The following is a 25,703-nucleotide window of genomic DNA, read 5'->3' as shown; positions in this document are numbered from 1 at the left end:
CCGTACCGGCGCATCTCCGAATCTCACCAAAACAGTGCGATTCAGGGATGCGGAAAAAATTCACCCATTGCGCACCACTTCGGTGCTGTAATTTGCACCAATACAGTGCAATCCCTTTATCAGTGCAGACCAGGCGGCGTCGACCGCCGTCGTCAGGCCTTTGATGCCGAGTTCGACATGCGCCCCGTGCACCGCATGGTCCACGCTGGGCAGGCTGAACACGCGAATGCCGCCATGGGCCGCTTCGAGTTGCTGCATCAGCGGCGTGAGTGTAGCCTCCCCCACGCCAAAGACCAGCACCGAACGCTCCTGGCGCGCAGGGCCATGGAACAGCGGCGCGTAGTGCTGGTCGAGCACGCTTTCGATCATGGGCCAGGCCATGACAGGAAAGCCCGGCACGAAATGCACGGCCCCGCCCGCGCGGCCCGCGCAGGAAAAGCCCGGAATCTTGTTGTAGGGGTTGGCAATGATGGTCGCGCCCTGCGGGAAGTTGCCCATCTGCAGGCGGTGCACGTTGTCGGGGCGGCCAGGCTCGAAGACCTCGCCCTTTTCCGCCGCGACATCGCGCATGCGCTCCTCGATCAAGGCCACGGCTTCGGGGTGCAGCGCAAGCGGCACGCCCAGCGCCTGGGCCGCGCACTGGCGCGTGTGGTCGTCGGGCGTGGCACCGATTCCACCGAAGGAAAACACCACGTTCGCGCTGTCGAAGGCGCGCGCCAGCGCGGCCGTGAGCCGCGGACGGTCGTCGCCCAGGTACTCGGCATGCGACAGCGCCAGGCCGCGTGCGGCCAATAGCTCGATCAGTTTGGACAAATGCTTGTCAGCGCGTTTACCCGAAAGAATCTCATCGCCAATGATGATGGCGCCAAACTGCAAATCCATGAACACTCACTTGTGGGGAGGGGAAAGAGGCGGCGTGGAAGCCAGCACGGGGGCCTCGGGCTGCGGCGCGAGCGGCACGATCACATCAGCAGCATCGACCGGCTGCGGATTCGCGCGCAGGGCCTCGAGCGCGGCCAGGCAGAAATGCGCGAACCACAGCGACGAAAATGCGAACACCAGCGCATAGATCCAGATGGCCAGCGGAATCAGCACCCAGAACGCGGCCAGGAACAGCATGCCCGAAGCCCAGACGATGGCCGGCGCCGCGCCCATGTAGCCGCAGACCACGCCCATCGCCATCAGGCTGTAGCGGTGGCGCAGGAACAAGGCCCGCCGCTCGCGCTTGCTCGCATGTTCGGCCAGCGCATCGAAGGCCATGACGCGGTAGGTGAGCCAGCCCCAGATCAGCGGCGGGATGATCAGCACCAGCGGCGGAACAAACCACAGCGGCACGGACACGACGAGCGCAATCAGCGCGATCAGCGTAGAGCCCAGCGACCACGCAAGGCTGGCGAGCAGCGAAGCGCCGTGCTTGCGTTCAAGCACCGAAAAACGCCGCTCGGCGACCAGCCGCGCCAGCGCGGGCGCCATACACAGCGCGACCAGCAGCAGCGACAGCACGACGATGATGGGCATCGCCACGAGCACCACCAGCACCGGCGCGACGACGGTCGAGCCAAACCCCAGGCCGCGCGCCTGCAGCCAGCCCCAGACGGTCTGCAGCCAGCTGGCGCCCTCGAGCAGCCCCTGCACCCACTGCACCGCCGGCCCCCAGAAGAAGTAGCCCAGCACGGCCGACAGCAAGGACATGAACAGCAGCGGGACGAGGGACCACAGGATCACCCGTTTGTGCAGGCAGTAAGCTGCTGCACGCCAGAAGGAGTCTATAAGCAGTCGCATGCCTCTAGGATACCCATTGCGGGCGTCAAGCGCGACCCATCAGACGCAGTACCCCGCGCCACTGCTGGCTCCAGAAGCCCTGTCCATAGTCGCGCAGGCGCCCGCGGGCGTCGGGCTCGACCTGATCCCGGATGCCGGTAGGGTCATAGCGCAGCTCGAAATTGGCCGTGCCGAACAGCATGTCCCACACCGGCAGCAGCACGCCGAAGTTGTTTCCACCCAACTTGGCGCGCGTGCCGGGCTGCGCTTCATGGCCTATGCCAATGGTGTGGTGGCGGCGGTGAAACCGCGGGCTGACCCACAGGCGCTCGCCGACGCGGCCGAACCACAGGCGCACATTGGCATGGTGCAGGCTCTCGCTGAGCTGGGTGATGGCGACGATAGCGACGAACTGGCCCGGCGCCAGGCCAATGATCTGCGCGACCAGCACGATGATGCTGTCGCGCAACAGATCGTCGAGCAAATGGTTGCGGTTGTCGCTCCACATGGTCATCTGGCGTTGCGAATGGTGCAGCGCATGCAGCTTCCACCACCAGCCGAAATGGTGCTGGCCGCGGTGTATCCAGTAGTCGAGCAGGTCGAAGACCACGAGATACAGCAGCAGGCTGACCCAGGCCTGATCGGTCACGCCGGGCCAGAGGTTGTCGAGATGGTAGGTCGGCAGCCCCCAGACCCGCAGCGAGCCGAACAACTGGTCCCACAGCGGATCGATCGAAAAGAACAGCGCGATGCGAAACAGGCCCAGCCGGTGCACCAGCGTGTAGAGCATGTCGACGCGGATCGCGCGCCGGTCGGTCACGGCTTCGACCGGCCAAAAGCGCTGCAGCGGCGCGATCAGCAGCACCATCACCACCAGCTGGATCAGCCCGACCAGCAGCCAGCCCGTGGCCATGTAGCCATCTTCGAGCAGATTGCCCAGCCCCAGGCCAAACAGCAGCGGCTGCACCACTGCCTCGAACAGCCACTGTTGCGCTGCGTTGAACCAATCCACCAAGACCTGCATAACCTCTCCACTCAACGCGTGTGCGTTATCCAGTCACGGTAATCGGGATGCTCGTCCAGCGTGCGAAAGCAAAATCCCTTCTGCTTGAGCCCGACCAACAACGGCTCGAGCACGGCAGGCGCCCAGGCGTCCTTGCGTGACCAGATGCCCAGGTGGGCCAGCAAGATATCTCCGCTGCGGATGCGCTGCAGCGCCTGGGCCAGCAAGGCCTTGTTGCTGAAGCGCTCGCTGGGCAACTCATCGCCCAGAAAGCCCGCGGGCGACCAGCCCACATGCGCCCAGCCGCAGGACCTGGCCGCGGCCAGCAGCGCCGGTGACGTCTTGCCGCCTGGCGCGCGAAACAGCGCCAGCGGCTTTCTGCCCGTGATCTGCTGCAGCCGGTCGGCCGCCTGCGCGATCTCGGCGCAGTAGCCCGCGGCGCTGAGCGTATAGGTCTGGCCTTCGCGCGGCCCGGCCGAAGGCCTGACGCGAAATGCCGGTGCCTGGGGCCCGCCCACGTCGGCGCGCCAGTAGGCATGCGACCAGGTGTGCGAGGCAAACGCATGGCCTTCGGCCGCGCGCGCGCGCCACCAGGGCGCCCAATGCGCGCCCAGGCTGCCGTCGCCCTCTTTCGTCGCCTCGTTGGCCGCAAAGAACGTCACGCGCACCTGCTGGCGCTGCAGCACTTCGGCGACCAGCGGCGCCACGCCCATGTGGCCGGTGTCGAACGTCAGGTACAGCGGCTTGCAGGCGTCCTTGGCCCAGGCGCCCAGGGACAGCAGACTGGTGCCCAGCAGGCTGGCCATGAACAAGGCGGTGCGGCGCGGCGGCATGACCTTCAGCGCGGCGCGTGCGCCAGCGTCCACACGCCGTGCGGCGACTTGCCCACGTTGACCTGGCGCACGACTTTCTTCTCGATCGTGTCGATCACCGACAGCTTGCGCGCCCAGCGCGAGCTCACGTAGATATAGCGACCGTCGGCCGAGACCTCCATGCAGTCAGGACCACCCGGTACGGGATAGGTGTCGACCAGTTGCTGGGTCTGCATGTCGATCTTGCCTATGGTGTTGGCCACGCGGTTGCTGACATAGAGATGGCGCCTGTCACCCGCGGCGCGGAACGCATGCGCGCCCTTGCCGGTCTTGATCAGCGCCATGTGGCGCGGCGGGCCTGCGGAAATGTCGAACACTTCGACGCTGTCGCTGCCCGTGAGGCCGACGTACAGCCGGCGCCCGTCGGGGCTGCCATAGATGTCGGCGGGCATGGCGCCGGTGCGCACGCGCGCCGTGATGACCTGGGTCGCCATGTCGATGGCCACCAGTTCGTCGCTGTCCTGCATGGTCGAATACAGCGTGGCGCTGCGCGCGTCTATCCACAGGTGGCTGGGCGTCTTGCCGGTGCCCACGCGCTTGACGAGCTGCGGCTGCTGGCCGTCCCAGCGGTAGAAGTCGATATGGTCGAGGCGGTTGGCGGCCGTGACCAGCCACTTCATGTCGGGGCTGAAGCGCAGGTGGTAGGGATCGGAAATATCGCGCACCACGCGCTGCACCTGGGCCGTGCGCGGGTCGAGGAAAGTCAGCGAATCGCCCAGCGCGTTGGCCACGATCAGCGATTTCTCGTCGGGCGTGAGATACAGGTGGTGCGGTTCCTTGCCCGTGGGAATGCGCAGCGTTTCCATCCAGCGCTCGGGGTCGATCACGCTGACCGACGCATCGAGCGAATTGAGCACAAAGATCGGAGGCGCCTTGGCCGGGGGCAGCGGTGCGGCAACGGGGCGGGCCGGCACTGCAGGTGGCGCCGCGAAGGCTGCCGTGGCGGCCGCACCGGCCAGTCCGATCAATACCAGGGCAGCGCGTCGCTGCTCGAAAGAATTGCGCTTCACAAACCACCACTTTCTAGAGTGCGTGCAGTTTATCTGCGCGCCACAGTGGTGCGTGCGCGCGCACCAAAGCTTGTCACCAGATGTCATCTAAAACCAACAGTGCTGCGGGTCGCAGGCCCAAAAAAAGACCGCCTGAGCGGTCTTTGATACGGGTCAATGAAAACTTACAGCTTCCATTTTTCGAGCAGCTTTTGCGGGCCCATGTTGTCGTAGCTTTCGAACGGCTGATGGATCCAGGGATTGGTCGGCAGGAATTCCACCGAATAGTCGGCCTTGAAGGTCGACAGGCCCTTGGTCCAGATCACCGCGCTGCGCAGCTCGGTGATGGGCGCGTAGTTGCTCTTGAGCATTCCGACCACGGCGTTGAGCGTGTGGCCCGAGTCCGCCAGGTCGTCGACCAGCAGCACGCGACCGGCAATCTCGCCCTGGGGGGTCGTGATGAAGCGCGCGATGTCCAGGTGGCCCTGCACCGTGCCGGCTTCGGCGCGGTAGGAACTCGTGGACATGATGGCCAGCGGCTTGTCGAAAATGCGGCTCAGGATGTCACCCGGACGCAGACCACCGCGTGCCAGGCACAGGATGGTGTCGAATTCCCAGCCGGACTGGTGGATCTTGAGCGCGAGCTTTTCGATCAGGCCGTGGTACTCGTCGTAGCTTACGTACAGGTGATTACCGTCTTCGGTCAGCATGGTGCGTTCCTGTTTTCAATCGTGGAGACAGACGCCGGCGTTCACGCAGCGCTGTAGGGGTTGTGCATGAGGATCGTGTGATCGCGGTCGGGGCTGGTCGACACCATGGCGATGGGCACGCCCGTGACTTCGGCGATGCGGTCCAGGTAGCGGCGGGCCGAAGCCGGCAGCTTGTCGTAGTCGGTCACACCCACGGTCGAGTCGGTCCAGCCGGGAATGGTCTCGTAGATCGGCTTGCAGCGCGCAATGTCGTCCGCGCCCATGGGCAGCAGGTCTATGGTTTCGCCGTCGAGCTCGTAGCCCACGCAGAGCTTGAGCTCCTCGAGGCCGTCAAGCACGTCGAGCTTGGTGATGCACAGGCCGGACAGGCCGTTGACCTGGGCCGAGCGCTTGAGCAAGGCGGCGTCGAACCAGCCGCAGCGGCGGCTGCGGCCCGTGGTCACGCCCTTTTCGGCGCCGATGGTGCTCATGTGCCAGCCGGGCGTGCCTTCCTTTTCCCAGTCGAGTTCGGTGGGGAACGGACCGCCGCCCACGCGCGTGCAGTAGGCCTTGGTGATGCCCAGCACGTAGTGCAGCAGACTGGGGCCCACGCCCGAGCCGGCGGCGGCATTGCCGGCCACGCAGTTGCTCGAAGTCACATAGGGGTAGGTGCCGTGGTCTACGTCGAGCAGCGTGCCTTGCGCGCCTTCGAACAGCAGGTTGCCGCCCGCCTGGTGGGCTTCGTTGAGTTCACGCGAGACGTCGGCCATCATGGGCTTGAGCAGCTCGGCGTGGCGCATGGCTTCGTCGTAGACCGCGTCGAACTGGACTTCGCCGTCGACGATGTAGGGCTTGAGACCGTCACCGAAAGTGAAGTTCTTGGAACCGAGCACATGCACCAGGATGTGGTTGTGCAGGGCCAGCAGTTCGCGCAGCTTGGTGGCGAAGCGCTCGGGGTACTTCAGATCCTGCACGCGCAGCGCGCGGCGGGCGATCTTGTCTTCGTACGAAGGGCCGATGCCGCGGCCGGTGGTGCCGATCTTCTCGGTACCGCCCTGCTCGCGCGCGGCTTCGCGGGCGACGTCCAGCGCTGCATGGAAAGGCAGGATCAGCGGGCAGGCTTCGCTCACGCGCAGGCGGTCACGCACCTGCACGCCGGCCTTTTCCAGGCCTTCGATTTCCTCGAACAGCTTGGCCGCGGACAGCACCACACCGTTGCCGATGTAGCACTTCACGCCAGGGCGCATGATGCCGCTGGGAATCAGGTGCAGCGCGGTCTTGACGCCGTTGATGACCAAGGTGTGACCCGCATTGTGGCCGCCCTGGAAGCGCACCACGCCTTGCGCGCTTTCCGTGAGCCAATCCACCAGCTTGCCCTTGCCTTCGTCACCCCACTGGGTGCCGACCACGACCACATTGCGACCTTTGGTTGCTTTCATATTCAAATCCGATGAATTGTCAAATGCCTGGAATGGCTTGTACGACCCATTGACCGGCGACTTGCACCAGTTCTCGGTCGCAGTGAAATTCGTCCACTTCGCTTTCGTGGCCCGGCAGCACGCAGACCACCGTTTCGCCCTGCTGTCGCAAAGTGGCAATGGCGGCGCTCACGTCCTGCGCATCGCCCCAGGGCGCGCGGATCGCGGCCTTGAGGGCGCGCGTGGGCACCACGCTCACCAGTTGCTTGATGTCCAGGCTGAAGCCGGCCGCGGGCCGGTTGCGGCCGAACACCGCACCGACTTCGTCATAACGGCCGCCGCGCACCAGCGCGTCGCTGGCGCCGGGCACATACATCGCAAAGCGCGTGCCGCTGTAGTAGCCGTAGCCGCTCAGGTCGGCCAGGTCGAAGGTCACGTTCACGCCCTCGAGCCGCGCGGCCAGCCAGTTCAGATGCGCCAGCACCTCGGACACGCCGGGCACGCCGGCCAGGGCCTTCTCGGCTTCACCCAGCACCTGCACGTCGCCGTACAGCTGCAGCAAGGCCATCAGGCCATTGCGTGAAGCTGCGGGAAAGCTTCGGGTCAGACGCGCGAGTTCGCTGGCATCCTTGGTCGCCAAGGCGCCGTGCACGGCATGCAGCACCTGGGCATCCAGGTCGACGCCGGCGAGCAGGCTGCGCACCACGCGCACATCGGCCATGTCGACGCTGACGCCGCTGACCTGGGCGCTGCGCAGGCAGGCCAGCGCGAGCAGCAAGGCCTCGAGGTCGGCCTCCAGGCCTGCGTGACCATAGATTTCCGCGCCGAACTGCAACGGCTCGCGCGTGGCGCGCGGACGGTCAGGTCGGGTATGGAGCACCGGGCCGCAATAGCACAGGCGTGTGACGCCCCGGCGATTGAGCAGATGGGCGTCGATACGGGCCACCTGCTGGGTGGTATCGGCGCGCAGGCCCAGCGAACGCCCGGAAAGCTGGTCAACCAGCTTGAACGTTTGCAGGTCCAGGGCTTCACCGGTACCCGTCAGCAGGGACTCCAGATGCTCCAGAAGGGGAGGCATGACCAGCTCATACCCGTAGCTACGCGCCGTATCGAGCAATCCTCGACGCAATTCTTCGATGTGCCGTGCCTCGGAAGGCAATACATCGGCGATGTGATCCGGCAGGACCCAAGCAGACATGGAAAAAAGGGGAGGCTGTTAAAAACGCGATTCTACGGGATAGCCGTGCCATCCCACCCTTTCTTGCCCCATGGCCTAGCCCTGGCACACAGTATTGCTTGCGCAATCACCGGTATTGGCATGCGAAACCAGGCTGCGCCCTGCCTCGGTCATCAAAGGCATGCACCAATGCAAAGAGGGGCCTGGGCCCCTCTTGGTGATGCGCGCGCCCGGCACAGGCCGGGCGCTGGTCGGCCGTGCCTACCTGGCCGGCGCGCCGCCGCGCATGGCCTTGAAGAATTCCGACGACGACGGGTCGAGCACCATCACGTCGCTCTTCTTGCTGAAGCTCGTCTTGTAGGCTTCGAGGCTGCGATAGAACTGCGCGAACTGCGCATCGCGGCCAAACGCTTCGGCGTAGATACGTGCGGCTTCGGCATCGCCTTCACCCTTGATCTTCTGTGCTTCGCGGTAGGCGTTGGCCACGGTGATTTCACGTTGGCGATCGGCATCGGCACGAATCTTCTCGCCTTCGGCCGCACCGGTCGAGCGCTGCTCGTTGGCCACGCGCTTGCGCTCGGCTTCCATGCGGCGGTAGACCGACTCGGTGATCGCTTCAGCGTAGTCGACGCGCGTGATGCGCACATCGACCACATCCATGCCCCAGGGCTTGGCGCCGCGCACCGATTCAAGCACTTCGCGCTTGACGTCGGCCATCAGCGCTTCGCGCTTGTCGGCCAGCAGGTCCTTGACGGTGCGCTTGTTGATTTCCTCCTGGAAAGCATTGCGCACCACGCGGTTGAGCTGCTGCGTGCCCGCGTTTTCGTCCAGGCCGACATTGCGGATGTACTCCGACGGCTCGGAAATGCGCCAGCGCACATACCAGTCGATCACCACGCGCTGCTTTTCAGCCGTCAGCATGGGCTCGGTATCGGTGCTGTCGAGCGTCAGCAGACGCTTGTCGAGGTAGCGCACGTTCTGGAACGGCGGGGGCATCTTGACATGCAGGCCCGGCTCGGTGATCACTTCCTTGATCTGGCCGAGCGCATAGACCACGCCGAACTGCCGCTGGTCGACGACAAACAGCATGGAACTGAGCAAGGCCAGCACAACCAGCAGGGTGGAGACAATAAATCCGACTCTGTTCACAAGAATCTCCTAGCGGACATCGCGCTCGCGGGCGCGATTGAGGTCGCGCGCACGGGCATCATTCGAGGTGGAGGAAGGCACGGTCAACGTGCCTGCGGCCGGGGCGCCAGCGGCACCCGCTGCGGAGGCATCGGTCGAAGCCCCTTGGCCCGTGGCCTGCATGATCTTGTCCAGCGGCAGGTACAGCAGGTTCGAGCCCTTGCTCGAATCAATCAGCACCTTGGTCACGTTGCCGTAGATCTGCTGCATGCTCTCGAGATACAGCCGGTCACGCGTGACCTGGGGCGCCTTCTGGTACTCGGCCAGCAGCGAGTTGAAGCGCTGACCGTCACCCTGGGCCTGGGCCACGATGCGTTCCTTGTAACCCGCAGCTTCCTCCTGCATGCGCGAGGCGACACCGACCGCGCGCGGCACGACGTCGTTCGCATAGGCCTGGGCTTCGTTCTTCGCGCGCTCGCGCTCCTGCACGGCCTTGAGCACATCATCGAACGATGCCTGCACCTGCTCGGGCGGACGCACACCGCTTTGCTGCAGATTGATGCCGACGACTTCAACGCCCACCTTGTAGCGGTCGAGAATGATCTGCATCAGATCGCGCACGCGCGGCGCGATCTGGTCGCGCTCATCCTGCATCGCTGCATCCATGGACATCTTGCCGACCACTTCACGCACCGAGGTTTCGGCCGCCTGGACCACGGCCTCGGCCGGGTTCTTGCTCTCGAACAGCCAGGCACGCGCATCGTTGAGGCGGTACTGCACGGCGAACTTGATCTCGACGATGTTCTCGTCGCGGGTCAGCATCGCCGACTCACGCAGTCCCGTGCTCTTGATCACGTTGTCGCGGCCGACATCGGCCGAGCGGATCTGCGTCACGGTCACCAGTTCATGGCGCTGGACAGGATAGGGCAGGCGCCAGTTGAAACCCGCGTTGACCGTACTTTGGTACTTGCCGAACTGGGTGATCACGGCCTGCTGGCCTTCCTGCACGATGAAGAAGCCCGTGCCCAGCCAGATCAGCACGGCCACGCCGGCGATCACGCCTATGCCCGCGCCCGCATTCTTCATCTCGGGCAGGCCTGGGCCATTGCCACCGGGCGGCTGTCCATTGCCACCGTTCTTGCCGCGGAACAGTCCCGCCAGCTTGCGGTTGAGCTCACCCCAGAGTTCATCCAGATCGGGGGGAGTACCCTGCCCCTGACCTTGCGGTCTGCGGTCACGTCCATTCGCCGGCGGCGGAATCGGCCGGTCGCCGTCGGGCCGGGGGCCTTGCCCCGCGCCTTCCGTGTCCTTGTCATCGCCCCGCCCCCAGCGAGGATCGTTCAGGTTGAACATCCCCCGGAGGCGCGTGGGCAGCAGCGCCCAACGGGACGCTCGGTGTGAAAAATTCATGCGAAAAGTCTCAAGTATTTTGCAAAAAGACAGGGATCCCTTCGGCATTTTGCCCAAACAGGGCTTGGCGCCTCATAAATCAGCGGGTATTTCGGGGATCTTATCCGCCCCCTTCGCTGCCAGAACGCTCTCGGTGAGCGACTGGCGCAATGCAGTCAAGCCTTCAGCCGAGCGTGCGCTGACGAACAGCCGCGGCACGGGTTGACCGTCCCACTCGTACGTGTCCTGCAGCAGCGCCGGGCGCTGCCCGGCGGGCACGGCATCGAGCTTGTTGAAAATCAGCAACTGGGGAATTGCGTCGGCACCGATTTCGGCAAGCACTTTCTGCACTTCGGCGATCTGCTCGGGAAACGCGGGATTCGAGGCATCGACCACATGCAGCAGCAGATCGGCATCGACGGCCTCCTGCAGCGTGGCCTGGAACGCATCGACCAGGCCGTGTGGCAGATCACGGATGAAGCCCACCGTATCCGACAAGGATACAGATTGGCGCGCATCGCTCAAATACAACTGGCGCGTTGTCGTGTCGAGCGTCGCGAACAGCTGATCGGCCGCATAGGCGCCGGCCTTGACCAGCGCATTGAACAGCGTCGACTTGCCGGCATTGGTGTAGCCGACCAGCGACACGTTGAACACGTCCCGGCGCTCGCGCTGGCGGCGCTGCGTGGCGCGCTGCTTCTTGACCTTGGCAAGCCGCTCGCGCGTGCTCTTGATCGACTTGTCGATCATTCGGCGGTCGAGCTCGATCTGGGTTTCACCCGGGCCGCCGCGCCCGCCGATACCGCCGCGCTGGCGCTCCAGATGGGACCAGCGGCGCACGAGGCGTGTGCTCAGGTATTGCAGGCGCGCAAGCTCCACCTGGAGCTTGCCTTCATGGCTGCGCGCGCGCTGGCCAAAAATCTCGAGAATCAGCAAGGTGCGGTCAGTGACCGGCATGTCCAGATGGCGCTCGAGGTTGCGCTGCTGGGCCGGGCTCAGGGCCTGGTCGAACAGCACTTCCTGCGCGCCATGCATCTGCGCGAGCATGCGGATCTCGTCGGCCTTGCCGCTGCCGACAAACAGCGCCGCATCGGGCACCTTGCGCTTGCAGGACAGGCGCGCCACAGGCTTGAGGCCTGCGGTTTCGGCGAGCAGGCCGAGCTCTTCGAGTTCGGCATCAAAATGGGGAAGCCCGAAATCCACACCGACCAGAAGGACCGGCGTGGCGGGGCCGTTGGGAGTATCAGGAGAGCCCATGCAGGCTCCCCGTCGGCGTGCGACTCCCGGACGCAAGGAAAAAGACTGGGTGGTGCAATCTCAAGTGCCAGCGGCTTCGTTGTCCACAGCGGTTTCGGCCGTGGAGAAGTTCACGGCACGGCCGGGAACAATGGTGGAAATGGCGTGCTTGTACACCATTTGGGTGACGGTATTGCGCAAGAGCACAACGTACTGGTCAAAAGACTCAATCTGGCCTTGAAGCTTGATGCCGTTGACCAAATAAATGGACACCGGAACATGCTCGCGACGCAGCGCATTGAGAAACGGGTCTTGGAGGAGTTGGCCTTTATTGCTCACGATATTCTCCGTGTTCAAGGAGTGTTGTTGTAAACCGACACCTTACCACAGTGCCTTGAGTGTTACGGATCACCGGGGTGCACCGGGGTCTTTTGCCGCCGGGCCGCCCCAAGGCAAAAGAGGCCCCCTCGGGGGGCAGTGAGCCACACGCAGTGGGCGAACGTGGGGGCCACATTCGTCAAGGCCTTGCGGGGATTATTTGTCCTTATCGGAATAAGGATTGTGCGAGGTTTTCATCTCGATGCGCAGCGGCGTGCCCACGAGGTTGAACTCCTTGCGGAAGCGCCCTTCGAGGAAGCGCTTGTACACATCCGTCACATGCTCGAGCGAATTGCCGTGCACGATGATCACCGGCGGGTTCATGCCGCCCTGGTGGGCGTAACGCATCTTCGGCCGGAACATGCCCGCGCGCTTGGGCGCCTGGAACTGCACGGCCTCGAGCAGCAGGCGCGTGAGCACGGGCGTGGACATCTTGCAGGTCGCGGCCTTGTGCGCCTGGGCAATCGACGCCCAGACCGGGCCCAGGCCCTGGCGCTTGCGCGCCGAGATGAAGTGCATGGACGCGAACTTGAGGAACGACAGGCGCGACTCGATCGAGCGCTGCAGCAGCTCGCGCTGGTACTCGTCGACCGCATCCCATTTGTTCACGGCCAGCACCACGGCGCGGCCGCTCTCCAGGATGAAGCCCGCGATGTGCGAGTCCTGCTCGGTCACGCCCTGCGTGGCGTCGATCAGCAGCAGCACGACATTGGCCGATTCGATGGCCTGCAGCGTCTTGACCACGGAGAACTTCTCGATGGCTTCGAACACCTTGCCCTTGCGGCGCAGGCCGGCGGTGTCGATCAGCTCGAACTTCTGGCCATTGCGCTCGAACGGCACGGAAATCGCGTCGCGCGTGGTGCCCGGCATGTCGAACGCGACAAGGCGCTCTTCACCCAGCCAGGTGTTGATCAGCGTCGACTTGCCCGCATTGGGCCGGCCGGCGACGGCCAGCTTGATCGGGCCGAGCTCGCCGTCTTCCAGCGCGTCCTCTTCGGGATCGGGCAGTTGCAGCGGCTCGAGCGCGAGCTCGACCAGGCCGCGCATGCCCTGGCCGTGGGCCGCCGACACCGGGTGCACCGTGCCCAGGCCGAGTTCGTAGAACTCGGTGAGCTGCACGCCTTCGAGCATGCCTTCAGCCTTGTTGGCGATCAGCAGGCAGGGCTTGCCCAGCCGGCGCAGGTACTTGGCGATGTCATGGTCCTGCGCCGACACGCCGGCCCGCGCGTCGACCACGAAAATGACCACGTCGGCTTCGGCCACGGCCTGCTGCGTCTGCTTGGCCATCTCCTTGAAAATGCCGCTGGATGCATCGGGTTCGAAGCCGCCGGTGTCAATCACGATGTACTCGTACTTGCCCTGCTTGCCCTGGCCGTAATGACGGTCCCGCGTCAACCCGGCAAAGTCGGCGACGATCGCATCTCTCGACTTTGTAAGCCGATTGAACAGCGTCGATTTGCCCACATTCGGGCGCCCTACAAGGGCAATAACTGGCTTCATCCCAGAATACCTATCAATCCGGCCGGAAGCCGTACACGCCACCATTGCGCGTCACGACCACCAGCGTATCCGCTGCCACCACCGGTGCTGCAGCAATCCCGGAGTCATCGGTTGTCAGGCGGTTCAGCGGGGAACCGTCCTCTTTGGACAACAAATGAACCAGACCATCGTCATCGCCCACCACCACCGAGCGCCCCAACAGCAAAGGAGCTGTCAGCTTGCGCAGTTGCAGGCGATCCGTTGACCACAGGCGGCTGCCATCGGCACGCCGCCATGCGATCACTGTTCCATTGCCTTCGGAGCCGACAATGCGCTCGGCGTCACCGCCCACGCCTTGCGCGCCCCGGGCCGGCTGGGCCCATTGCAGGCGGGCACTGCCCGCGTCCACGCAGGCCACCGAGGCCTGGAAGGTGCGCGCGCACAGCTGCCCCCCTTCGCGGCTCATCGGGCCCACCAGATCGACCAGGCGCTCGACATCGTTGGTGCCGCGCGGGCTGGCCAGCGCGGCCTCCCAGAGCACCGCGCCGTTGTCGGGGTTCAGGCCCACGAGCCGGCCCGACAGGCCCGCCAGCAGCGTGTCGCCCACGGCTGTGAGCACCCCCGCCTGGCGCAGCACCAGCGATTCGCCGGTGCGCTGCTGGACCCACAGCTGGCGTCCGTCCTCGGCGTCGAAGGCCGTGAGCGCACGGTCGGCAGACAGCACGAACACGCGGCCACCGGCGACCAGCGGCGGCGTGTAGGACGCCGCGGGCAGGCGCTTGCGCCAGACTTCGCGGCCCTGCTCGAGCACCACCACTTCATTGGCGCGCGTGACCACGGCCTGCAGGCGTTCGTTGCCGCCCACGCCGGCCGTCAGCGGCTGGCCCACCTTGGCCTGCCACAGCGAGGCGCCCGAGCTGGCGTCCAGCGCCTGCAGGCTGCCGTCGATGCTTGCCAGGACCACGGTCGCGCCGTGCACATGCGGCACCAGCGGCAACTGACCAAGGGGCGCGATTTTAGCCGTCCAGGCTTTCTGCACCGGCAGCAGGGCCACGTTGGGGCCCAGATCCGCGGGTTTGACCTTGCTGGAGTTCCAGAAGGCGCAGCCACCCAGGCTCACGATCAGGCCCAGGGTACAGAGGCTGCGCACCAGGCGCGTTGGCAGGCTGCGGGTCATAGTTTGGCTTCCGTTGGGCTGGCCTGGGCCTGGACTTGCACGCCCAGCGCATTGAGCTTGAATTCGACCAGACGGCGGTAGTCGACCTGGCTGTCGAACGCCTTGTAGGCTTTTTCGTATTCGGCCACGGCTTCGGCCTTCTTGTCCTGCAGCGCATAGGCGTCGCCACGGCGGTCAGCGGCCACGGCCGTGAACTCTGCGGGGAACGCGGCCGACAGCTGCTGCAGCGCGGCATCGGGCTGCTTTTGCTCGAGCAGCACCGCGGCCAGGCGCAGGCGCGCGAGCGACTGCAGGCCGTTGTCGCTGCCCTTGTCGGCCACCCAGGCCAGCGCGTCCCTGGCCTGGTCCCACTGGCCCGCATCGGCATATGCCTTCGCGGCCAGCAGGCCCGACTGCGCGGCCTGATGGGTGCTGGCGTAGCCGCTCTTCAGATCGGTCAGGGCCTGGCCGATGCGGTCGAGCTGCTGGCCTTCGACGGCCTGCGTCACCGCGTCGGCGAGCGCCGCCGCCTGCGTGGCCTGGCGGGCCTGCCAGTATTGGTAGCCATTCCAGGCTGCGAAGCTGCCGAACACGACAATCAGGGCACCCGTGATCGGGGTGCCCCATTTGTTCCAGAAATGCTTGAGCTGGTCAAGTTGCTCTTGTTCTTCAAGATCGAAATGTTGGGCCATGGCTATGCTGGGTGTTTTTAGTCTGTCGATTGTAGAAGGGTCGCCCACTGCGCCACGGCGCTGAGGGATTGCGTGGTCTGGGCGCCGCTGCCGTCGCGCAGCGATTTGACCGTAACCACGCCCTGCGCGAGCTCGTCCGCGCCGAACACCAGCGCAAAGCGCGCGCCGCTCGCATCGGCTTTCTTGAACTGCGACTTCATGCTGCCCATGCCTTCGGCAGCGCCCGACGGGCTGTGCAGCTGCACGCTGACACCGGCGCCGCGCAGCGCCTGGAGCACCTGGCTGACCTGGGGCAGCGAGGCCGCATCGGGCACCACCGCATAGGCATCGGGCACGGGCGTGGCGGTTGCCAGGCCGGCTTCCTTGATCAGCTCGAGCACGCGTTCCACGCCCAGCGCCCAGCCCACGGCCGGCGCGGCCTTGCCGCCGATCTGCGCGATCAGGTCGTCATAGCGGCCGCCCGCGCAGATCGTGCCCTGCGAGCCGAGCTGGTCGGTGATGAACTCGAACACCGTGAGGTTGTAGTAGTCCATGCCGCGCACCAGGCGCGGGTTGATGCTCCAGACCACGCCGTTGGCGTCGAGGATGGCAGTGACCGCGTTCAGGTGGGCCAGCGAGGCTTCGCCCAGGAAATCCAGCAGCCGCGGCGCGGCCTGGACCATGGCCTGCATGGCCGGGTTCTTGGTGTCGAGAATGCGCAGCGGATTGCTGTAGAGGCGCCGCCTGGCGTCTTCGTCCAGCAGGTCCTGGTGCTGCTCCAGGTAGGCGATCAGCGCCGCGCGGTGCGCGCGGCGCTCCTCGGGCTGGCCCAGGCTGTTGAGTTCCAGGCGCACCTGCTGCAGGCCCAGTTCCTTCCAGAGCGCGTCGGCCAGCAGGATCAGTTCGGCGTCGAGTTCGGGGCCGTGAAAACCCAGGGCCTCGGCGCCGATCTGGTGGAACTGGCGGTAGCGGCCGCGCTGCGGGCGCTCGTGGCGGAACATCGGGCCCATGTAGTACAGGCGCTTGCCGCCGTCATACAGCAGATTGCTTTCGACGACCGCGCGCACCACGCCGGCCGTGGCTTCGGGGCGCAGCGTGAGCTGCTCGCCGTTGAGCCGGTCCTCGAAGGAATACATTTCCTTCTCGACGATGTCGGTGACTTCGCCCAGGCCGCGCACGAACAGCGGCGTGGGCTCGACGATGGGCGTGCGGATGTTGCGGTAGGCATAGCGCTGCATCAGGCTGCGCACCTTGTCCTCCAGCCATTCCCAGCGCGCGGAATCGGGGGGCAGGATATCGTTCATGCCTTTGACGGCAACAATCTTTCCCGGCTTGGGAGAGTTTTTGGTTTCAGTGGTCACGGCAAAAATGGGTGAGATCAAGATTCAGGCGCTGCGCAAACCACGCAGCGTGTCGGGCGCCGGCCTGGCTACGGCGATGGGGCGCCGTAGCGGCGGCGTACGTAGTTGTCGACCAGCGCGTGGAATTCCTCGGCGATGTTGTCACCGCGCAGTGTCAAGGCCTTTTCGCCATCGATGAACACCGGCGCGGCCGGTGCCTCGCCGTTGCCCGGCAGGCTGATGCCGATGTCGGCGTGCTTGCTTTCGCCCGGACCGTTGACGATGCAACCCATGACGGCCACGCGCATGGCTTCGACGCCCGGATAGCTCAGGCGCCAGACCGGCATCTGCGCGCGCAGATGGTCATCGATGCGCTTGGCCAGTTCCTGGAACGTGGTGCTGGTGGTGCGCCCGCACCCCGGGCAGGCCGTGACGCTGGGCACGAACATGCGCAGCCCCAAGGACTGCAGGATTTCCGCGGCGACCACCACTTCCTGGGTGCGCGCTTCGCCCGGCTGGGGCGTGAGCGACACGCGAATGGTATCGCCAATGCCTTCTTGCAGCAGTACCGACAGCGCGGCCGCCGAGGCCACCGTGCCCTTGGTGCCCATGCCGGCTTCGGTCAGGCCCAGGTGCAGCGCGTAGTTGCAGCGCTGCGAGAGTTCGCGGTAGACCGAGATCAGGTCCTGCACACCGCTGACCTTGCACGACAGAATCACCTGGTCGCCGGCGAGGCCCATGCTTTCGGCCAGGCGCGCCGAGTCGATGGCCGAGGTGATCAGCGCTTCGTACATCACCTGGCGCGGGTCCCAGGGCTGGGCGCGGCGGCTGTTCTCGTCCATCAGGCTGGCGAGCAGCTCCTGGTCGAGGCTGCCCCAGTTGACGCCTATGCGCACCGCCTTGTCATAGCGCGCCGCGGCCTCGATCATCTGACCGAACTGCTTGTCGCGCTTGTCGCCCTTGCCGACGTTGCCGGGGTTGATGCGGTACTTGGACAGCGCCTTCGCGCATTCCGGGTAGTCGGTCAGCAGGCGGTGGCCGTTGTAGTGGAAGTCGCCGACCAGCGGCACGTTCTCGCCCATGCGGTCGAGCTGCTCGCGGATATAGGGCACGGCCGCGGCCGCCTCGGGCGTGTTCACGGTGATGCGCACCATCTCCGAGCCGGCCTGGGCCAGTTCACGGACCTGGATCGCGGTTTCGATCGCGTCGACCGTGTCGGTATTGGTCATCGACTGGATGCGCACCGGCGCATCGCCACCGACCGTCACGACGCGGTCCCCCCAGACCACGCGGGCCTGGCGCGAGCGCCGCGCGGCGGGCGCGGACATCAGGATCGCCACCTGTTCTTTGCTGTTCACTGTTTCACCTCAAACCGTGCTACGTTGTCGCGGGACACCGCCGCGAGGTCGAAGGCCTGGCCCTGCACCTGCAGCGTGGTCACGTCGACACGGCCGACGACCACCTGCACCGGCAGGGCCGCGGCGACCTGCGCCGACTCGCCGGCAGTCAGATTCTTCTGCAGCACCACCGTGCCGCGCGTGTCCTTGACCTGGATCCAGGAGGGCGCCGTGGCGCCGAACACCAGCATCGCCTGCCCCGGCGACGCGACCGGCGCCGATGGCGCGGACGCGACTGCCGCAGGCGTGCCCGCGGCCTCGGCTGCGGGCGCTGGCGTTTCGGCCGCGGGAGCAGCCGCAGCAGCCGGCATGTCTGCGGGTTCGGCCGGCAGCGCTGCTGCGGCAGGCGTATCGGGCGCGGGCATGCCGACAGCGGCGGCAGCGGCTGCCGCGGCATCGGTCGCCCCCATATCCGCCGGCTGGCTCAGCATGGCCGGCGTGCTTTCGCCGCTGTCGTCGCGGTCGAGAAAGCCGCTGGGCAGGAAATAGACGGCCGCGGCACCGATCAGCAGCACGACCACCGCGCCTATGGCCTTGCGCGACACCCCGCTGTTGCTGGCCGCCATGCCGCCACCGCTCTTGCCCGCGCGCTCCTTGATCGGTGCGTTCAAATGCGTGCGCTGCGCGTCGAAGCCCTTGGGCGCGCTGCGGGGCAACTGGTCGAGCACCGGCTGCGCATCCAGGCCCAGGCTGCGGCAGATGCTCGAAGCCAGGGCCCGCATGAACACGGTATCGGGGAAGGCCGCGTAATCGTCGGCCTCGAGGGCCTCGAGCTTGTGCACGGGCACCTTGAGCGCGCCCGCGAGCGCCGCCACATGCAGCCCCGCGGCTTCGCGCGCGCGGCGCAGCTGCTGGCCCGCGCTCACCCGCGCTGCCGCCTCGCCCTGTTGCGTCTCCAAAACACCGGACATCTGCAACTCTCTCTCACTCATTGAATGCACCCCGTTGATAGGCCAACCACTCGCGCGATTCCGGATAACGCCTGCCCAGCGGGCCGGCCAGCTGCGCCATCGCCAGCTGGTCCCCCTGCGCACGCTCCACCTTGATGCCCAGCCACAGCGACTCGGCATTGGCCTGCTCGCTGTTGTTCAGCCGGCGGATATAGAACCGGGCACGCGTCACATCTCCCTGAACATACAGCACGTTGGCCAGGTTGTAGGCGACAACCGGATTGCCCGCGTCCATTTCATAGGCCTTGAACAGAGCCTCCTCGGACGCCTTGAGCTGGCCCGCGCTGTGCAGGCACAGCCCCTTGGCCATCCAGGTCTTGGCCTTGGCCTGGTAGCGCGGTTGCTCGAGCGCATCGTCGAACAGCCGGTCGGCTTCGGCATAGCGCTTTTGCTGGCACAGCAGCCAGCCATAGTTGTGCAGCACGTTCGCATCGCGCGGCGCAAGCGTCAGCGCCCGGCGAAAGCCGTCCTCGGCCAGCACGGCATCGCCGAGCTGCATGTAGATCAGGCCGCGCAGCTGGTGGGCTTCGGCATAGCTGGGATCGGTTGCCAGCGACTGCTTGATTTCGTCCAGCGCGACTTCGGTCCTGCCGAGCTGGAAATAACTCGCCGCCAGCTCCATGCGTATGCGTGCACGGCGGCGGGTTTCGGATTCATCGGAAGGCGTGACGAAGTCGGCATGCGCGCCGCCTTGGCCGCCGCGCGGGCCGCCCGCACAGCCGGTGAGCAGCACCAGGCCCAGACAGGCTGCGAGCCCCCAGCCCCAGTATGAACTTCCTTGCCGTCCGATTTTTCCAGGATTCATGCAGTACGCCTTGTGGCTCCTTCAGGGCGAAGGAGTAATCGTGATTGTGCGACGTTTTGCCATGCGCTCCGCGGCGCGCGTGCGGTCCTTGACGTCGCCGGCGAGTTGGCCACAGGCCGCGTCGATGTCGTCACCGCGCGTCTTGCGCACGGTGGTCACTATGCCCGCCTGGCTCAGGATGCGCGCGAACTCGGTCACCTGGGCCGAGGGCGAGCGCAGCAGGCCCGAGGCAGGGAAAGGGTTGAACGGAATCAGGTTGAGCTTGCACCATGGGCGTCCGTTGCCATGGCTGCGCACCAGGTCGACAAGCTGCTGGGCATGCTGGGGCTGGTCGTTGACGCCGTCGAGCATGCAGTATTCGAAGGTGATGAAGTCGCGCGGCGCGTGCTCGAGGTAGCGCTGGCAGGCCTGCATCAGTTCGCTGATCGGGTATTTGCGGTTCAGCGGCACGAGATCGTCGCGCAGCACGTCGATGGGCGCGTGCAGCGAGACGGCCAGGGCCACGGGGCAGTCGAGCCCCAGGCGGTCCATCATAGGCACGACGCCCGAAGTCGAGACGGTCACGCGCCGACGCGACATGCCGTAGCCATGGTCGTCGAGCATCACGCGCAGCGCGGGCACGAGGGCCGAATAGTTTTGCAGCGGCTCGCCCATGCCCATCATCACCACGTTGGAGATCACGCGCTCGCTCACACCCAGGCGCTTGCGCAGCGCATGCTCGGCGAACCACAGCTGGGCGAGGATCTCGCCCGTGGTCAGGTTGCGGCTGAAGCCCTGGTGGCCCGTGGAGCAGAAACGGCAGCCCACGGCGCAACCGGCCTGGGACGAGATGCACAGCGTGCCACGGTCGTCCTCGGGGATGAACACGGCTTCGACCGCATTGCCATCGCCCACGTCAAACAGCCATTTGACGGTGCCGTCCTGGGACACATGCTCGGTGATGACCGGCAGCGCCGTGACATGGGCACGCGCCTTGAGCTTCTCGCGCAGGGACTTGGCGAGATCGCTCATTTGTTCAAAGTCGCTCGCACCGCGCTGGTGTATCCAGCGAAACAGCTGCGTCGCCCTGAAACGCTTCTCCCCGAGCTGTTCGCAATAGGCGCACAGTCCGTCGAGATCAAATTCAAGTAGGTTGGTAGTCATATCGGCATGCGGGTCCACGCCGGCCGCAAGGCGCTGGCAACAAAAGACCCGAAGGCCTTTCGCTGCGCAGCGTCCACGCGATCAACGCGAGTAGATGTTCAGGCCGGGGAAGAAGAAAGCAACTTCCACTGCCGCGGTTTCGGCAGCATCCGAGCCGTGCACTGCGTTGGCATCGATGCTGTCGGCGAAGTCGGCGCGGATCGTGCCGGCTTCCGCCTTTTTCGGGTCCGTAGCGCCCATCAGTTCGCGGTTCGTCAGAATCGCGTTTTCGCCTTCCAGGGCCGTGACCATCACGGGGCCGGAGATCATGAAGTCGACCAGGTCCTTGAAGAAAGGACGTGCGGCGTGCACAGCGTAGAACTGTTCAGCTTCCAGGCGCGACAGGTGCATCATGCGGGCGGCCACGACCTTCAGGCCAGCGGCTTCGAAGCGGGCGTAGATTTGGCCGATCACGTTCTTGGCAACGGCGTCGGGCTTGATGATGGAGAGAGTGCGTTCGATAGTCATTTGGTTTTCCTTGAAGGTTTTAAAGATTTTTGTCGATTACAACAAAACCTCTTATTCTAGCGATCTCGGACATACACCTGACTCTCCACCGGAGACTGTCGGCGCTCCCGCTCAGCGGCGACCGCGCCGCTGGGCCGTGGCGCGCTTGGCTTCCTTGCGGGCGCGCGACAGGCTGTCCTGGCCGATGAAGCCGGGTTCCGTCTTCAGCGGATCGGCCTGCACCTCGCTCGCCTGCGTGGGCTTGCGGCCCGGGCGAGGCGCCGCGGTGCGGGCGGCAAAAATGCCACCGCCCTTGCGCGCCGGAGCCGGCGCACGGCCGCCCCCCCCCGTACCCCGGGGGTTGGCCGGACGCCCCGCGCCGCGCGGCGCGCGCTCTGCGTCTTCGCCTTCCGGCGTCTCGGCCGGAATGCGGGCCGCCTGGCGCAGCGCCTGGATGTCCTTCTCGTCGAGTTCCATGAACGCGCCGCGCTTGAGACCGCGCGGCAGCAGCATCGCGCCGTAGCGGATGCGGATCAGGCGGCTCACGGCATGGCCCACGGCCTCGAACATACGCCGCACTTCGCGGTTGCGGCCTTCGGAAATCGTCACGCGGTACCAGCAGTTCGCGCCTTCGCCGCCGCCGTCTTCGATGGAGCCGAACGAGGCTTCGCCGTCCTCGAGCTTGACGCCGTCGAGCAGCCGCTGCTTTTCTTCCTTGTTGAGCGCGCCGAGCACGCGCACCGCGTACTCGCGCTCCAGGCCGAAGCGCGGGTGCATCAGGTTGTTGGCCAGGTCACCCGAATTGGTGAACAGCAGCAGGCCTTCGGTGTTCAGGTCGAGACGACCGATGGACTGCCACTTTCCCTGGTGCAGGCGCGGCAGGCGGCGAAACACCGTCGGGCGGTTCTGCGGGTCGTCGTGGCTCACGACTTCGCCCGCGGGCTTGTGGTAGGCGAGCACGCGCGCTTCAGGCGCTTCGATGCGAAAGCGGATCGGCTTGCCGTTGACCGTGATCTGGTCGCCGTACTGCACGCGCTGGCCCACGTGGGCCAGTTCCTTGTTGACCGAAATCTTGCCTTCGAGGATCAGCTTTTCCATTTCGAGGCGCGAACCCATGCCGGCCTGGGCCAGCACCTTGTGCAGCTTGGGCGACTCGGCCTGGGGCGTGAGCACGCGCTTGGGCAGCGCGGCGTCCTCGATCTGCTCCTGGGCGTCGAGTTCGCCGGCAACCACGTCGGCAAAGTCAAAACCGTCCAGCGGCGCGGCCGCGGGTGCGGCTGGCGCGACAGGCGCAACCGCGGTCGCGCGGCGCGGGCCCTTGCCGAACGCGCCCTTGACCTGCTGGGGCCGTGGGCGTGGCTGGGGCCGTGGGCGTGGCTGGGGGCGCTGGCGTGCTGCAGGGCGCGCTGGCTCGTCTGCATCGGGCACTGCAGGCACCGGGTTGGGGTTGCCGTCTTTATCCGCCGTCGAATCATTCATCATTTTTTCCTGTGTCGCATCACTGCGAGACCCTGTTCATTCAAACCTGGGGCAAAAGCGAAGCCTGCCCATCGAGGCCCGTGGTGTCCTGCACCGCGGCCGTCTGCGGCGCGCCACCGCCGTCCAATTCCTCTGCCGTCACCACCGCCGTTTCGGGCCCGGCTGCGGGCGCTGTGCCCTCTTCGCCCGCCGCTGCATCGTTGCTGGCCGGCTCATCCAGCGCCTTGAAAAGGTCTGGCTGCGGCACACCTGCCTGCATCGCGGGCAACTGGTCCAGGGACTGCAATCCCAGGTCGTCCAGAAACTGCCGCGTGGTCGCCAGCAGCGCGGGCCGACCTACGGTCTCGCGATGGCCTATGACCTCGACCCAGCCGCGGTCCTCGAACTGCTTGATCAGCAGGCTGTTCACGGTGACGCCGCGGATATCCTCGATGTCGCCGCGCGTGACCGGCTGCTTGTAGGCAATGATCGCCAGCGTCTCGAGGGCCGCACGCGTATAGCGTGGCGGTTTCTCCGGATGCAGGCGATCGAGATAGACACGCATCTCCGGACGGCTTTGGAAACGCCATCCAGAGGCGACCTGCACCAGCTCCACGCCCCGCAGCGCCCAGTCGTCCCGCAGCTCCAGCAGCAGGCCTTTGACAGTGTCGGTTCCAAGTGCATCGTCAAACAGCGCCCGCAGGTCTCGCACGGAGACCGGTAAAGGCGCGCATATCAGAGCAGTTTCCAGAACCCGTTTGGCATCGACCGTATTCATCGTGCAGCGACTCGGGGTAACGCGCCCCGGTGGCGGGGCTTCGGGGATAGGCGAAAACGCAGTTGCGTCAGCGTGATCCGGGCGTGGCGCTCTCGCGGCGCACACCGGAACCTGGGGCGGATTGTAGCCCAGGCCGCGCCAAACGCTCAGTCGCCGTGCGCTAAGCCCCAGGAATCGCAGGCCGCCCGCATGTCGGCCGGCAGCGGCGCGCGGAACTCCAGCGGCTCGCCGGTCATGGGGTGGACGAAGGCCAGGCGGAACGCATGCAGTGCCTGGCGCTGCATGCCCGCGGCCGCATGGCCGCCATAGGTGCTATCGGCGACCAGCGGGTGGCCGATGGATGCCATGTGCACGCGGATCTGGTGGGTGCGGCCGGTGTGCAGCGTGCAGTGCACCAGCGCGCCTTCGGTGCAGCCCGCGCGCAGCGCGAAATCGGTCTGCGCGGTCTTGCCCGCGTGCAGCCCCAGATCGACCACGGCCATTTTCAGGCGGTTGCGCGGATCGCGGCCTATGGCGCGGTTCACCGTGCAGGTCTTCGCGCCCAGCCAGGGCTTGTGCGCCAGCGCGAGATACTGGCGGCTCACGTTGCGCTCGGCGATCAACGCCACCAGCGCATCCATGGTCAGGCGGTCGCGCGCGACCACCATCAGGCCGCTGGTGTCCTTGTCCAGCCGGTGGACGATGCCCGCGCGCGGCACGACGGCGGCACGCGGATCGCGCGCCAGCAGCGCATTGAGCAGGGTGCCGCTCCAGTTGCCGGGTGCCGGATGCACGACCATGCCCGGGGCCTTGTTGACGACCAGCAGATGCGCGTCCTCATAGACGACGTCGATGGGCAGATCTTCGGGCTGGAAGGCCTGGCTTTGCAGCGTGGGGCGCATTTCGACCAGCAACTGGTCGCCGGCCTTGACCTTGAGCGCGGCCTTCTCGGCCACGCGCTGGTTGACCTGGACCGCGCCCAGCGCCAGCAGTTGCTGCAGGTAGCTGCGGGAAAATTCGGGGACCAGCGCGCACAGCGCCTTGTCCAGGCGTATGCCGTGCTGGGCCAGGCTGACCGGGGCCTGGCGCGTCTCGAGAACTTCTTCCTCCAGCGCGCCAGACTCCTCACCGAGAGACGGATCCGGCTCGAGAGATGGAGAGTTCATGATGTAAGGGACAGCGCGGCACAGCGCCGCCCGCGGAGGGCGGCCGCTGCGCGCAGCGCATTAACGGGCAGGCAGGTAGCGCGACGGATCGACAGGCTTGCCCTGGCGACGCACTTCGAAGTGCAGCTTCACGCGATCGGCATCGGTGCTGCCCATTTCGGCGATCTTCTGGCCCTTGCGCACGCTCTGGTCTTCCTTGACGAGCAAGGTCTGGTTGTGCGCGTAGGCCGTCAGGTAGGTGTTGTTGTGCTTGAGAATGACCAGATTGCCGTAGCCGCGCAGGCCTGCGCCCGCATAGACCACGCGACCGTCGGCCGCGGCGAGCACCGGATCACCGGCCTTGCCGGCGATGTCGTAGCCCTTGTTGCGCACTTCGTCGAAGCCCGCGATCAGGCTGCCCGATGCGGGCCAGATGAAGCCCAGATCATCATCGGAGCCGGTTTGCGCCGAAGCCGCAGGCCGGGTCGGCGTGGCGGGAGCGGGCGTGGCCGTCGCCGGGGCAGCGGTGTCGCCACCGGCAACCACGACAGGCGCGACCGAACGGCCGCTGCCGGAGTCGCTCTGGGCCGACTGGGTCATGCCCGTCGACGACGAAGCAGGTGGCACCACGCGCAGCACCTGCCCGACCTCGATCAGGTTGGGGTTTTCAAGATTGCTCCAGCGGGAAATGTCCTTCCAGCTCTGGCCGGTTTCCAATCCGATGCGGATCAGCGTGTCCCCGGGACGGACGGTGTAATACCCGGGCTTGCCCGCATTCTCTGCGCCCGGCAAGGGCTTGGGCGCAGCTGACGACGACATCGAGCCCCCTGACGAGGCAGCCGTGCCCCGATCTTCCACTGGAGCCCTGTTCACTTG

Annotated in this window: 25 protein-coding genes; all 25 read right to left on the bottom strand. The window is 66.0% G+C overall.

The window, feature by feature from the left end; all coding sequences use genetic code 11:
• Positions 1-60: 60 nt before the first annotated feature.
• The 25 genes from GVL12_RS11845 to GVL12_RS11725 all read right to left on the bottom strand — a co-directional run bounded on the left by GVL12_RS11845 (position 61) and on the right by GVL12_RS11725 (position 25,646).
• Entirely contained in the window at positions 61-882 is an 822-nt protein-coding gene (locus tag GVL12_RS11845) for a molybdopterin-binding protein (RefSeq protein ID WP_159914125.1), read from the bottom strand.
• A 6-nt stretch (positions 883-888) separates the two neighbouring features.
• Positions 889-1,782, bottom strand: coding sequence for an EI24 domain-containing protein (locus GVL12_RS11840; RefSeq protein WP_159914123.1), 894 nt, complete (start codon positions 1,780-1,782; stop codon positions 889-891).
• 25 nt (positions 1,783-1,807) lie between these two features.
• Positions 1,808-2,785, bottom strand: a complete 978-nt coding sequence (locus GVL12_RS11835) for a sterol desaturase family protein (RefSeq protein WP_159914121.1) — start codon at positions 2,783-2,785, stop codon at positions 1,808-1,810.
• An 11-nt stretch (positions 2,786-2,796) separates the two neighbouring features.
• Positions 2,797-3,630, bottom strand: a complete 834-nt coding sequence (locus GVL12_RS11830; RefSeq protein WP_200843698.1) for a polysaccharide deacetylase family protein — start codon at positions 3,628-3,630, stop codon at positions 2,797-2,799.
• Positions 3,603-4,646, bottom strand: coding sequence for a YncE family protein (locus GVL12_RS11825; RefSeq protein ID WP_200843697.1), 1,044 nt, complete (start codon positions 4,644-4,646; stop codon positions 3,603-3,605). The genes GVL12_RS11830 and GVL12_RS11825 overlap by 28 nt, the downstream gene beginning before the upstream one ends.
• Positions 4,647-4,810: 164 nt before the next feature.
• Positions 4,811-5,335: a phosphoribosyltransferase gene (locus tag GVL12_RS11820; RefSeq protein ID WP_159914119.1), complete on the bottom strand. Its 525-nt coding sequence runs from the start codon at positions 5,333-5,335 to the stop codon at positions 4,811-4,813.
• 41 nt (positions 5,336-5,376) lie between these two features.
• Positions 5,377-6,753 carry an adenylosuccinate synthase gene (locus GVL12_RS11815; RefSeq protein ID WP_159914117.1) on the bottom strand — a complete coding sequence of 459 codons (1,377 nt, stop codon included), beginning with the start codon at positions 6,751-6,753 and terminating at the stop codon, positions 5,377-5,379.
• Between the two features lie 19 nt (positions 6,754-6,772).
• Complete coding sequence (locus tag GVL12_RS11810) at positions 6,773-7,930, bottom strand: ATP phosphoribosyltransferase regulatory subunit (protein WP_159914115.1); 1,158 nt, start codon at positions 7,928-7,930, stop codon at positions 6,773-6,775.
• A gap of 240 nt (positions 7,931-8,170) precedes the next feature.
• Positions 8,171-9,058, bottom strand: a complete 888-nt coding sequence (hflC, locus tag GVL12_RS11805) for a protease modulator HflC (protein WP_159914113.1) — start codon at positions 9,056-9,058, stop codon at positions 8,171-8,173.
• A 9-nt stretch (positions 9,059-9,067) separates the two neighbouring features.
• A complete protein-coding gene (gene hflK / locus GVL12_RS11800) occupies positions 9,068-10,447 on the bottom strand; it encodes an FtsH protease activity modulator HflK (RefSeq protein ID WP_159914111.1) in 1,380 nt (459 codons plus the stop codon).
• 72 nt (positions 10,448-10,519) lie between these two features.
• The gene (gene hflX / locus GVL12_RS11795) at positions 10,520-11,683 is read right to left on the bottom strand and encodes a GTPase HflX (protein ID WP_159914109.1); all 1,164 of its coding nucleotides are present in this window, start codon (positions 11,681-11,683) and stop codon (positions 10,520-10,522) included.
• Positions 11,684-11,743: 60 nt separating this feature from the next.
• Entirely contained in the window at positions 11,744-12,001 is a 258-nt protein-coding gene (hfq, locus tag GVL12_RS11790) for an RNA chaperone Hfq (RefSeq protein ID WP_159914107.1), read from the bottom strand.
• A gap of 195 nt (positions 12,002-12,196) precedes the next feature.
• Positions 12,197-13,540: a ribosome biogenesis GTPase Der gene (gene der / locus GVL12_RS11785; protein WP_159914105.1), complete on the bottom strand. Its 1,344-nt coding sequence runs from the start codon at positions 13,538-13,540 to the stop codon at positions 12,197-12,199.
• A gap of 13 nt (positions 13,541-13,553) precedes the next feature.
• Positions 13,554-14,696 carry an outer membrane protein assembly factor BamB gene (gene bamB / locus GVL12_RS11780; RefSeq protein WP_159914103.1) on the bottom strand — a complete coding sequence of 381 codons (1,143 nt, stop codon included), beginning with the start codon at positions 14,694-14,696 and terminating at the stop codon, positions 13,554-13,556.
• Entirely contained in the window at positions 14,693-15,367 is a 675-nt protein-coding gene (locus tag GVL12_RS11775; protein ID WP_159914094.1) for a tetratricopeptide repeat protein, read from the bottom strand. Before GVL12_RS11775 ends, bamB begins: the two co-directional genes overlap by 4 nt.
• Before the next feature lie 17 nt (positions 15,368-15,384).
• Positions 15,385-16,650 carry a histidine--tRNA ligase gene (hisS, locus tag GVL12_RS11770; protein ID WP_159914092.1) on the bottom strand — a complete coding sequence of 422 codons (1,266 nt, stop codon included), beginning with the start codon at positions 16,648-16,650 and terminating at the stop codon, positions 15,385-15,387.
• Between the two features lie 125 nt (positions 16,651-16,775).
• Entirely contained in the window at positions 16,776-18,044 is a 1,269-nt protein-coding gene (gene ispG, locus GVL12_RS11765; protein ID WP_200843696.1) for a flavodoxin-dependent (E)-4-hydroxy-3-methylbut-2-enyl-diphosphate synthase, read from the bottom strand.
• Entirely contained in the window at positions 18,041-18,994 is a 954-nt protein-coding gene (locus GVL12_RS11760) for a helix-turn-helix domain-containing protein (RefSeq protein ID WP_159914090.1), read from the bottom strand. Before GVL12_RS11760 ends, ispG begins: the two co-directional genes overlap by 4 nt.
• A gap of 13 nt (positions 18,995-19,007) precedes the next feature.
• On the bottom strand, positions 19,008-19,838 hold the full coding sequence (pilW, locus tag GVL12_RS11755) for a type IV pilus biogenesis/stability protein PilW (RefSeq protein WP_159914088.1): 831 nt from the start codon (positions 19,836-19,838) through the stop codon (positions 19,008-19,010).
• 21 nt (positions 19,839-19,859) lie between these two features.
• Positions 19,860-20,981: a 23S rRNA (adenine(2503)-C(2))-methyltransferase RlmN gene (gene rlmN / locus GVL12_RS11750; protein WP_159914086.1), complete on the bottom strand. Its 1,122-nt coding sequence runs from the start codon at positions 20,979-20,981 to the stop codon at positions 19,860-19,862.
• An 81-nt stretch (positions 20,982-21,062) separates the two neighbouring features.
• Complete coding sequence (gene ndk / locus GVL12_RS11745) at positions 21,063-21,488, bottom strand: nucleoside-diphosphate kinase (protein WP_159914084.1); 426 nt, start codon at positions 21,486-21,488, stop codon at positions 21,063-21,065.
• A 111-nt stretch (positions 21,489-21,599) separates the two neighbouring features.
• The gene (locus GVL12_RS11740) at positions 21,600-22,946 is read right to left on the bottom strand and encodes a pseudouridine synthase (protein WP_159914082.1); all 1,347 of its coding nucleotides are present in this window, start codon (positions 22,944-22,946) and stop codon (positions 21,600-21,602) included.
• Between the two features lie 40 nt (positions 22,947-22,986).
• Entirely contained in the window at positions 22,987-23,703 is a 717-nt protein-coding gene (scpB, locus tag GVL12_RS11735; RefSeq protein ID WP_159914080.1) for an SMC-Scp complex subunit ScpB, read from the bottom strand.
• 146 nt (positions 23,704-23,849) lie between these two features.
• Entirely contained in the window at positions 23,850-24,848 is a 999-nt protein-coding gene (locus GVL12_RS11730; protein WP_159914078.1) for an RluA family pseudouridine synthase, read from the bottom strand.
• A 60-nt stretch (positions 24,849-24,908) separates the two neighbouring features.
• Entirely contained in the window at positions 24,909-25,646 is a 738-nt protein-coding gene (locus GVL12_RS11725; protein ID WP_200843695.1) for a peptidoglycan DD-metalloendopeptidase family protein, read from the bottom strand.
• Positions 25,647-25,703: the final 57 nt, after the last annotated feature.

This window comes from Pantoea sp. 18069 (assembly GCF_902706035.1).
Classification (GTDB): domain Bacteria; phylum Pseudomonadota; class Gammaproteobacteria; order Burkholderiales; family Burkholderiaceae_C; genus Comamonas.
Note: the sequence above shows the minus strand (reverse complement) of the source record. Positions and strands in the feature narration are given on the sequence as shown.

What these genes read in the sequence shown, in the direction of transcription:
- GVL12_RS11845 (WP_159914125.1), bottom strand. Translation starts at nt 882, where the DNA reads ATGGATTTGCAGTTTGGCGCCATCATCATTGGCGATGAGATTCTTTCG.
- GVL12_RS11840 (WP_159914123.1), bottom strand. Translation starts at nt 1,782, where the DNA reads ATGCGACTGCTTATAGACTCCTTCTGGCGTGCAGCAGCTTACTGCCTG.
- GVL12_RS11835 (WP_159914121.1), bottom strand. Translation starts at nt 2,785, where the DNA reads ATGCAGGTCTTGGTGGATTGGTTCAACGCAGCGCAACAGTGGCTGTTC.
- GVL12_RS11820 (WP_159914119.1), bottom strand. Translation starts at nt 5,335, where the DNA reads ATGCTGACCGAAGACGGTAATCACCTGTACGTAAGCTACGACGAGTAC.
- GVL12_RS11815 (WP_159914117.1), bottom strand. Translation starts at nt 6,753, where the DNA reads ATGAAAGCAACCAAAGGTCGCAATGTGGTCGTGGTCGGCACCCAGTGG.
- GVL12_RS11810 (WP_159914115.1), bottom strand. Translation starts at nt 7,930, where the DNA reads ATGTCTGCTTGGGTCCTGCCGGATCACATCGCCGATGTATTGCCTTCC.
- hflK (WP_159914111.1), bottom strand. Translation starts at nt 10,447, where the DNA reads ATGAATTTTTCACACCGAGCGTCCCGTTGGGCGCTGCTGCCCACGCGC.
- hflX (WP_159914109.1), bottom strand. Translation starts at nt 11,683, where the DNA reads ATGGGCTCTCCTGATACTCCCAACGGCCCCGCCACGCCGGTCCTTCTG.
- der (WP_159914105.1), bottom strand. Translation starts at nt 13,540, where the DNA reads ATGAAGCCAGTTATTGCCCTTGTAGGGCGCCCGAATGTGGGCAAATCG.
- bamB (WP_159914103.1), bottom strand. Translation starts at nt 14,696, where the DNA reads ATGACCCGCAGCCTGCCAACGCGCCTGGTGCGCAGCCTCTGTACCCTG.
- GVL12_RS11775 (WP_159914094.1), bottom strand. Translation starts at nt 15,367, where the DNA reads ATGGCCCAACATTTCGATCTTGAAGAACAAGAGCAACTTGACCAGCTC.
- hisS (WP_159914092.1), bottom strand. Translation starts at nt 16,650, where the DNA reads ATGAACGATATCCTGCCCCCCGATTCCGCGCGCTGGGAATGGCTGGAG.
- GVL12_RS11760 (WP_159914090.1), bottom strand. Translation starts at nt 18,994, where the DNA reads ATGTCCGGTGTTTTGGAGACGCAACAGGGCGAGGCGGCAGCGCGGGTG.
- pilW (WP_159914088.1), bottom strand. Translation starts at nt 19,838, where the DNA reads ATGAATCCTGGAAAAATCGGACGGCAAGGAAGTTCATACTGGGGCTGG.
- rlmN (WP_159914086.1), bottom strand. Translation starts at nt 20,981, where the DNA reads ATGACTACCAACCTACTTGAATTTGATCTCGACGGACTGTGCGCCTAT.
- ndk (WP_159914084.1), bottom strand. Translation starts at nt 21,488, where the DNA reads ATGACTATCGAACGCACTCTCTCCATCATCAAGCCCGACGCCGTTGCC.
- GVL12_RS11740 (WP_159914082.1), bottom strand. Translation starts at nt 22,946, where the DNA reads ATGAATGATTCGACGGCGGATAAAGACGGCAACCCCAACCCGGTGCCT.
- scpB (WP_159914080.1), bottom strand. Translation starts at nt 23,703, where the DNA reads ATGAATACGGTCGATGCCAAACGGGTTCTGGAAACTGCTCTGATATGC.
- GVL12_RS11730 (WP_159914078.1), bottom strand. Translation starts at nt 24,848, where the DNA reads ATGAACTCTCCATCTCTCGAGCCGGATCCGTCTCTCGGTGAGGAGTCT.
- GVL12_RS11725 (WP_200843695.1), bottom strand. Translation starts at nt 25,646, where the DNA reads ATGTCGTCGTCAGCTGCGCCCAAGCCCTTGCCGGGCGCAGAGAATGCG.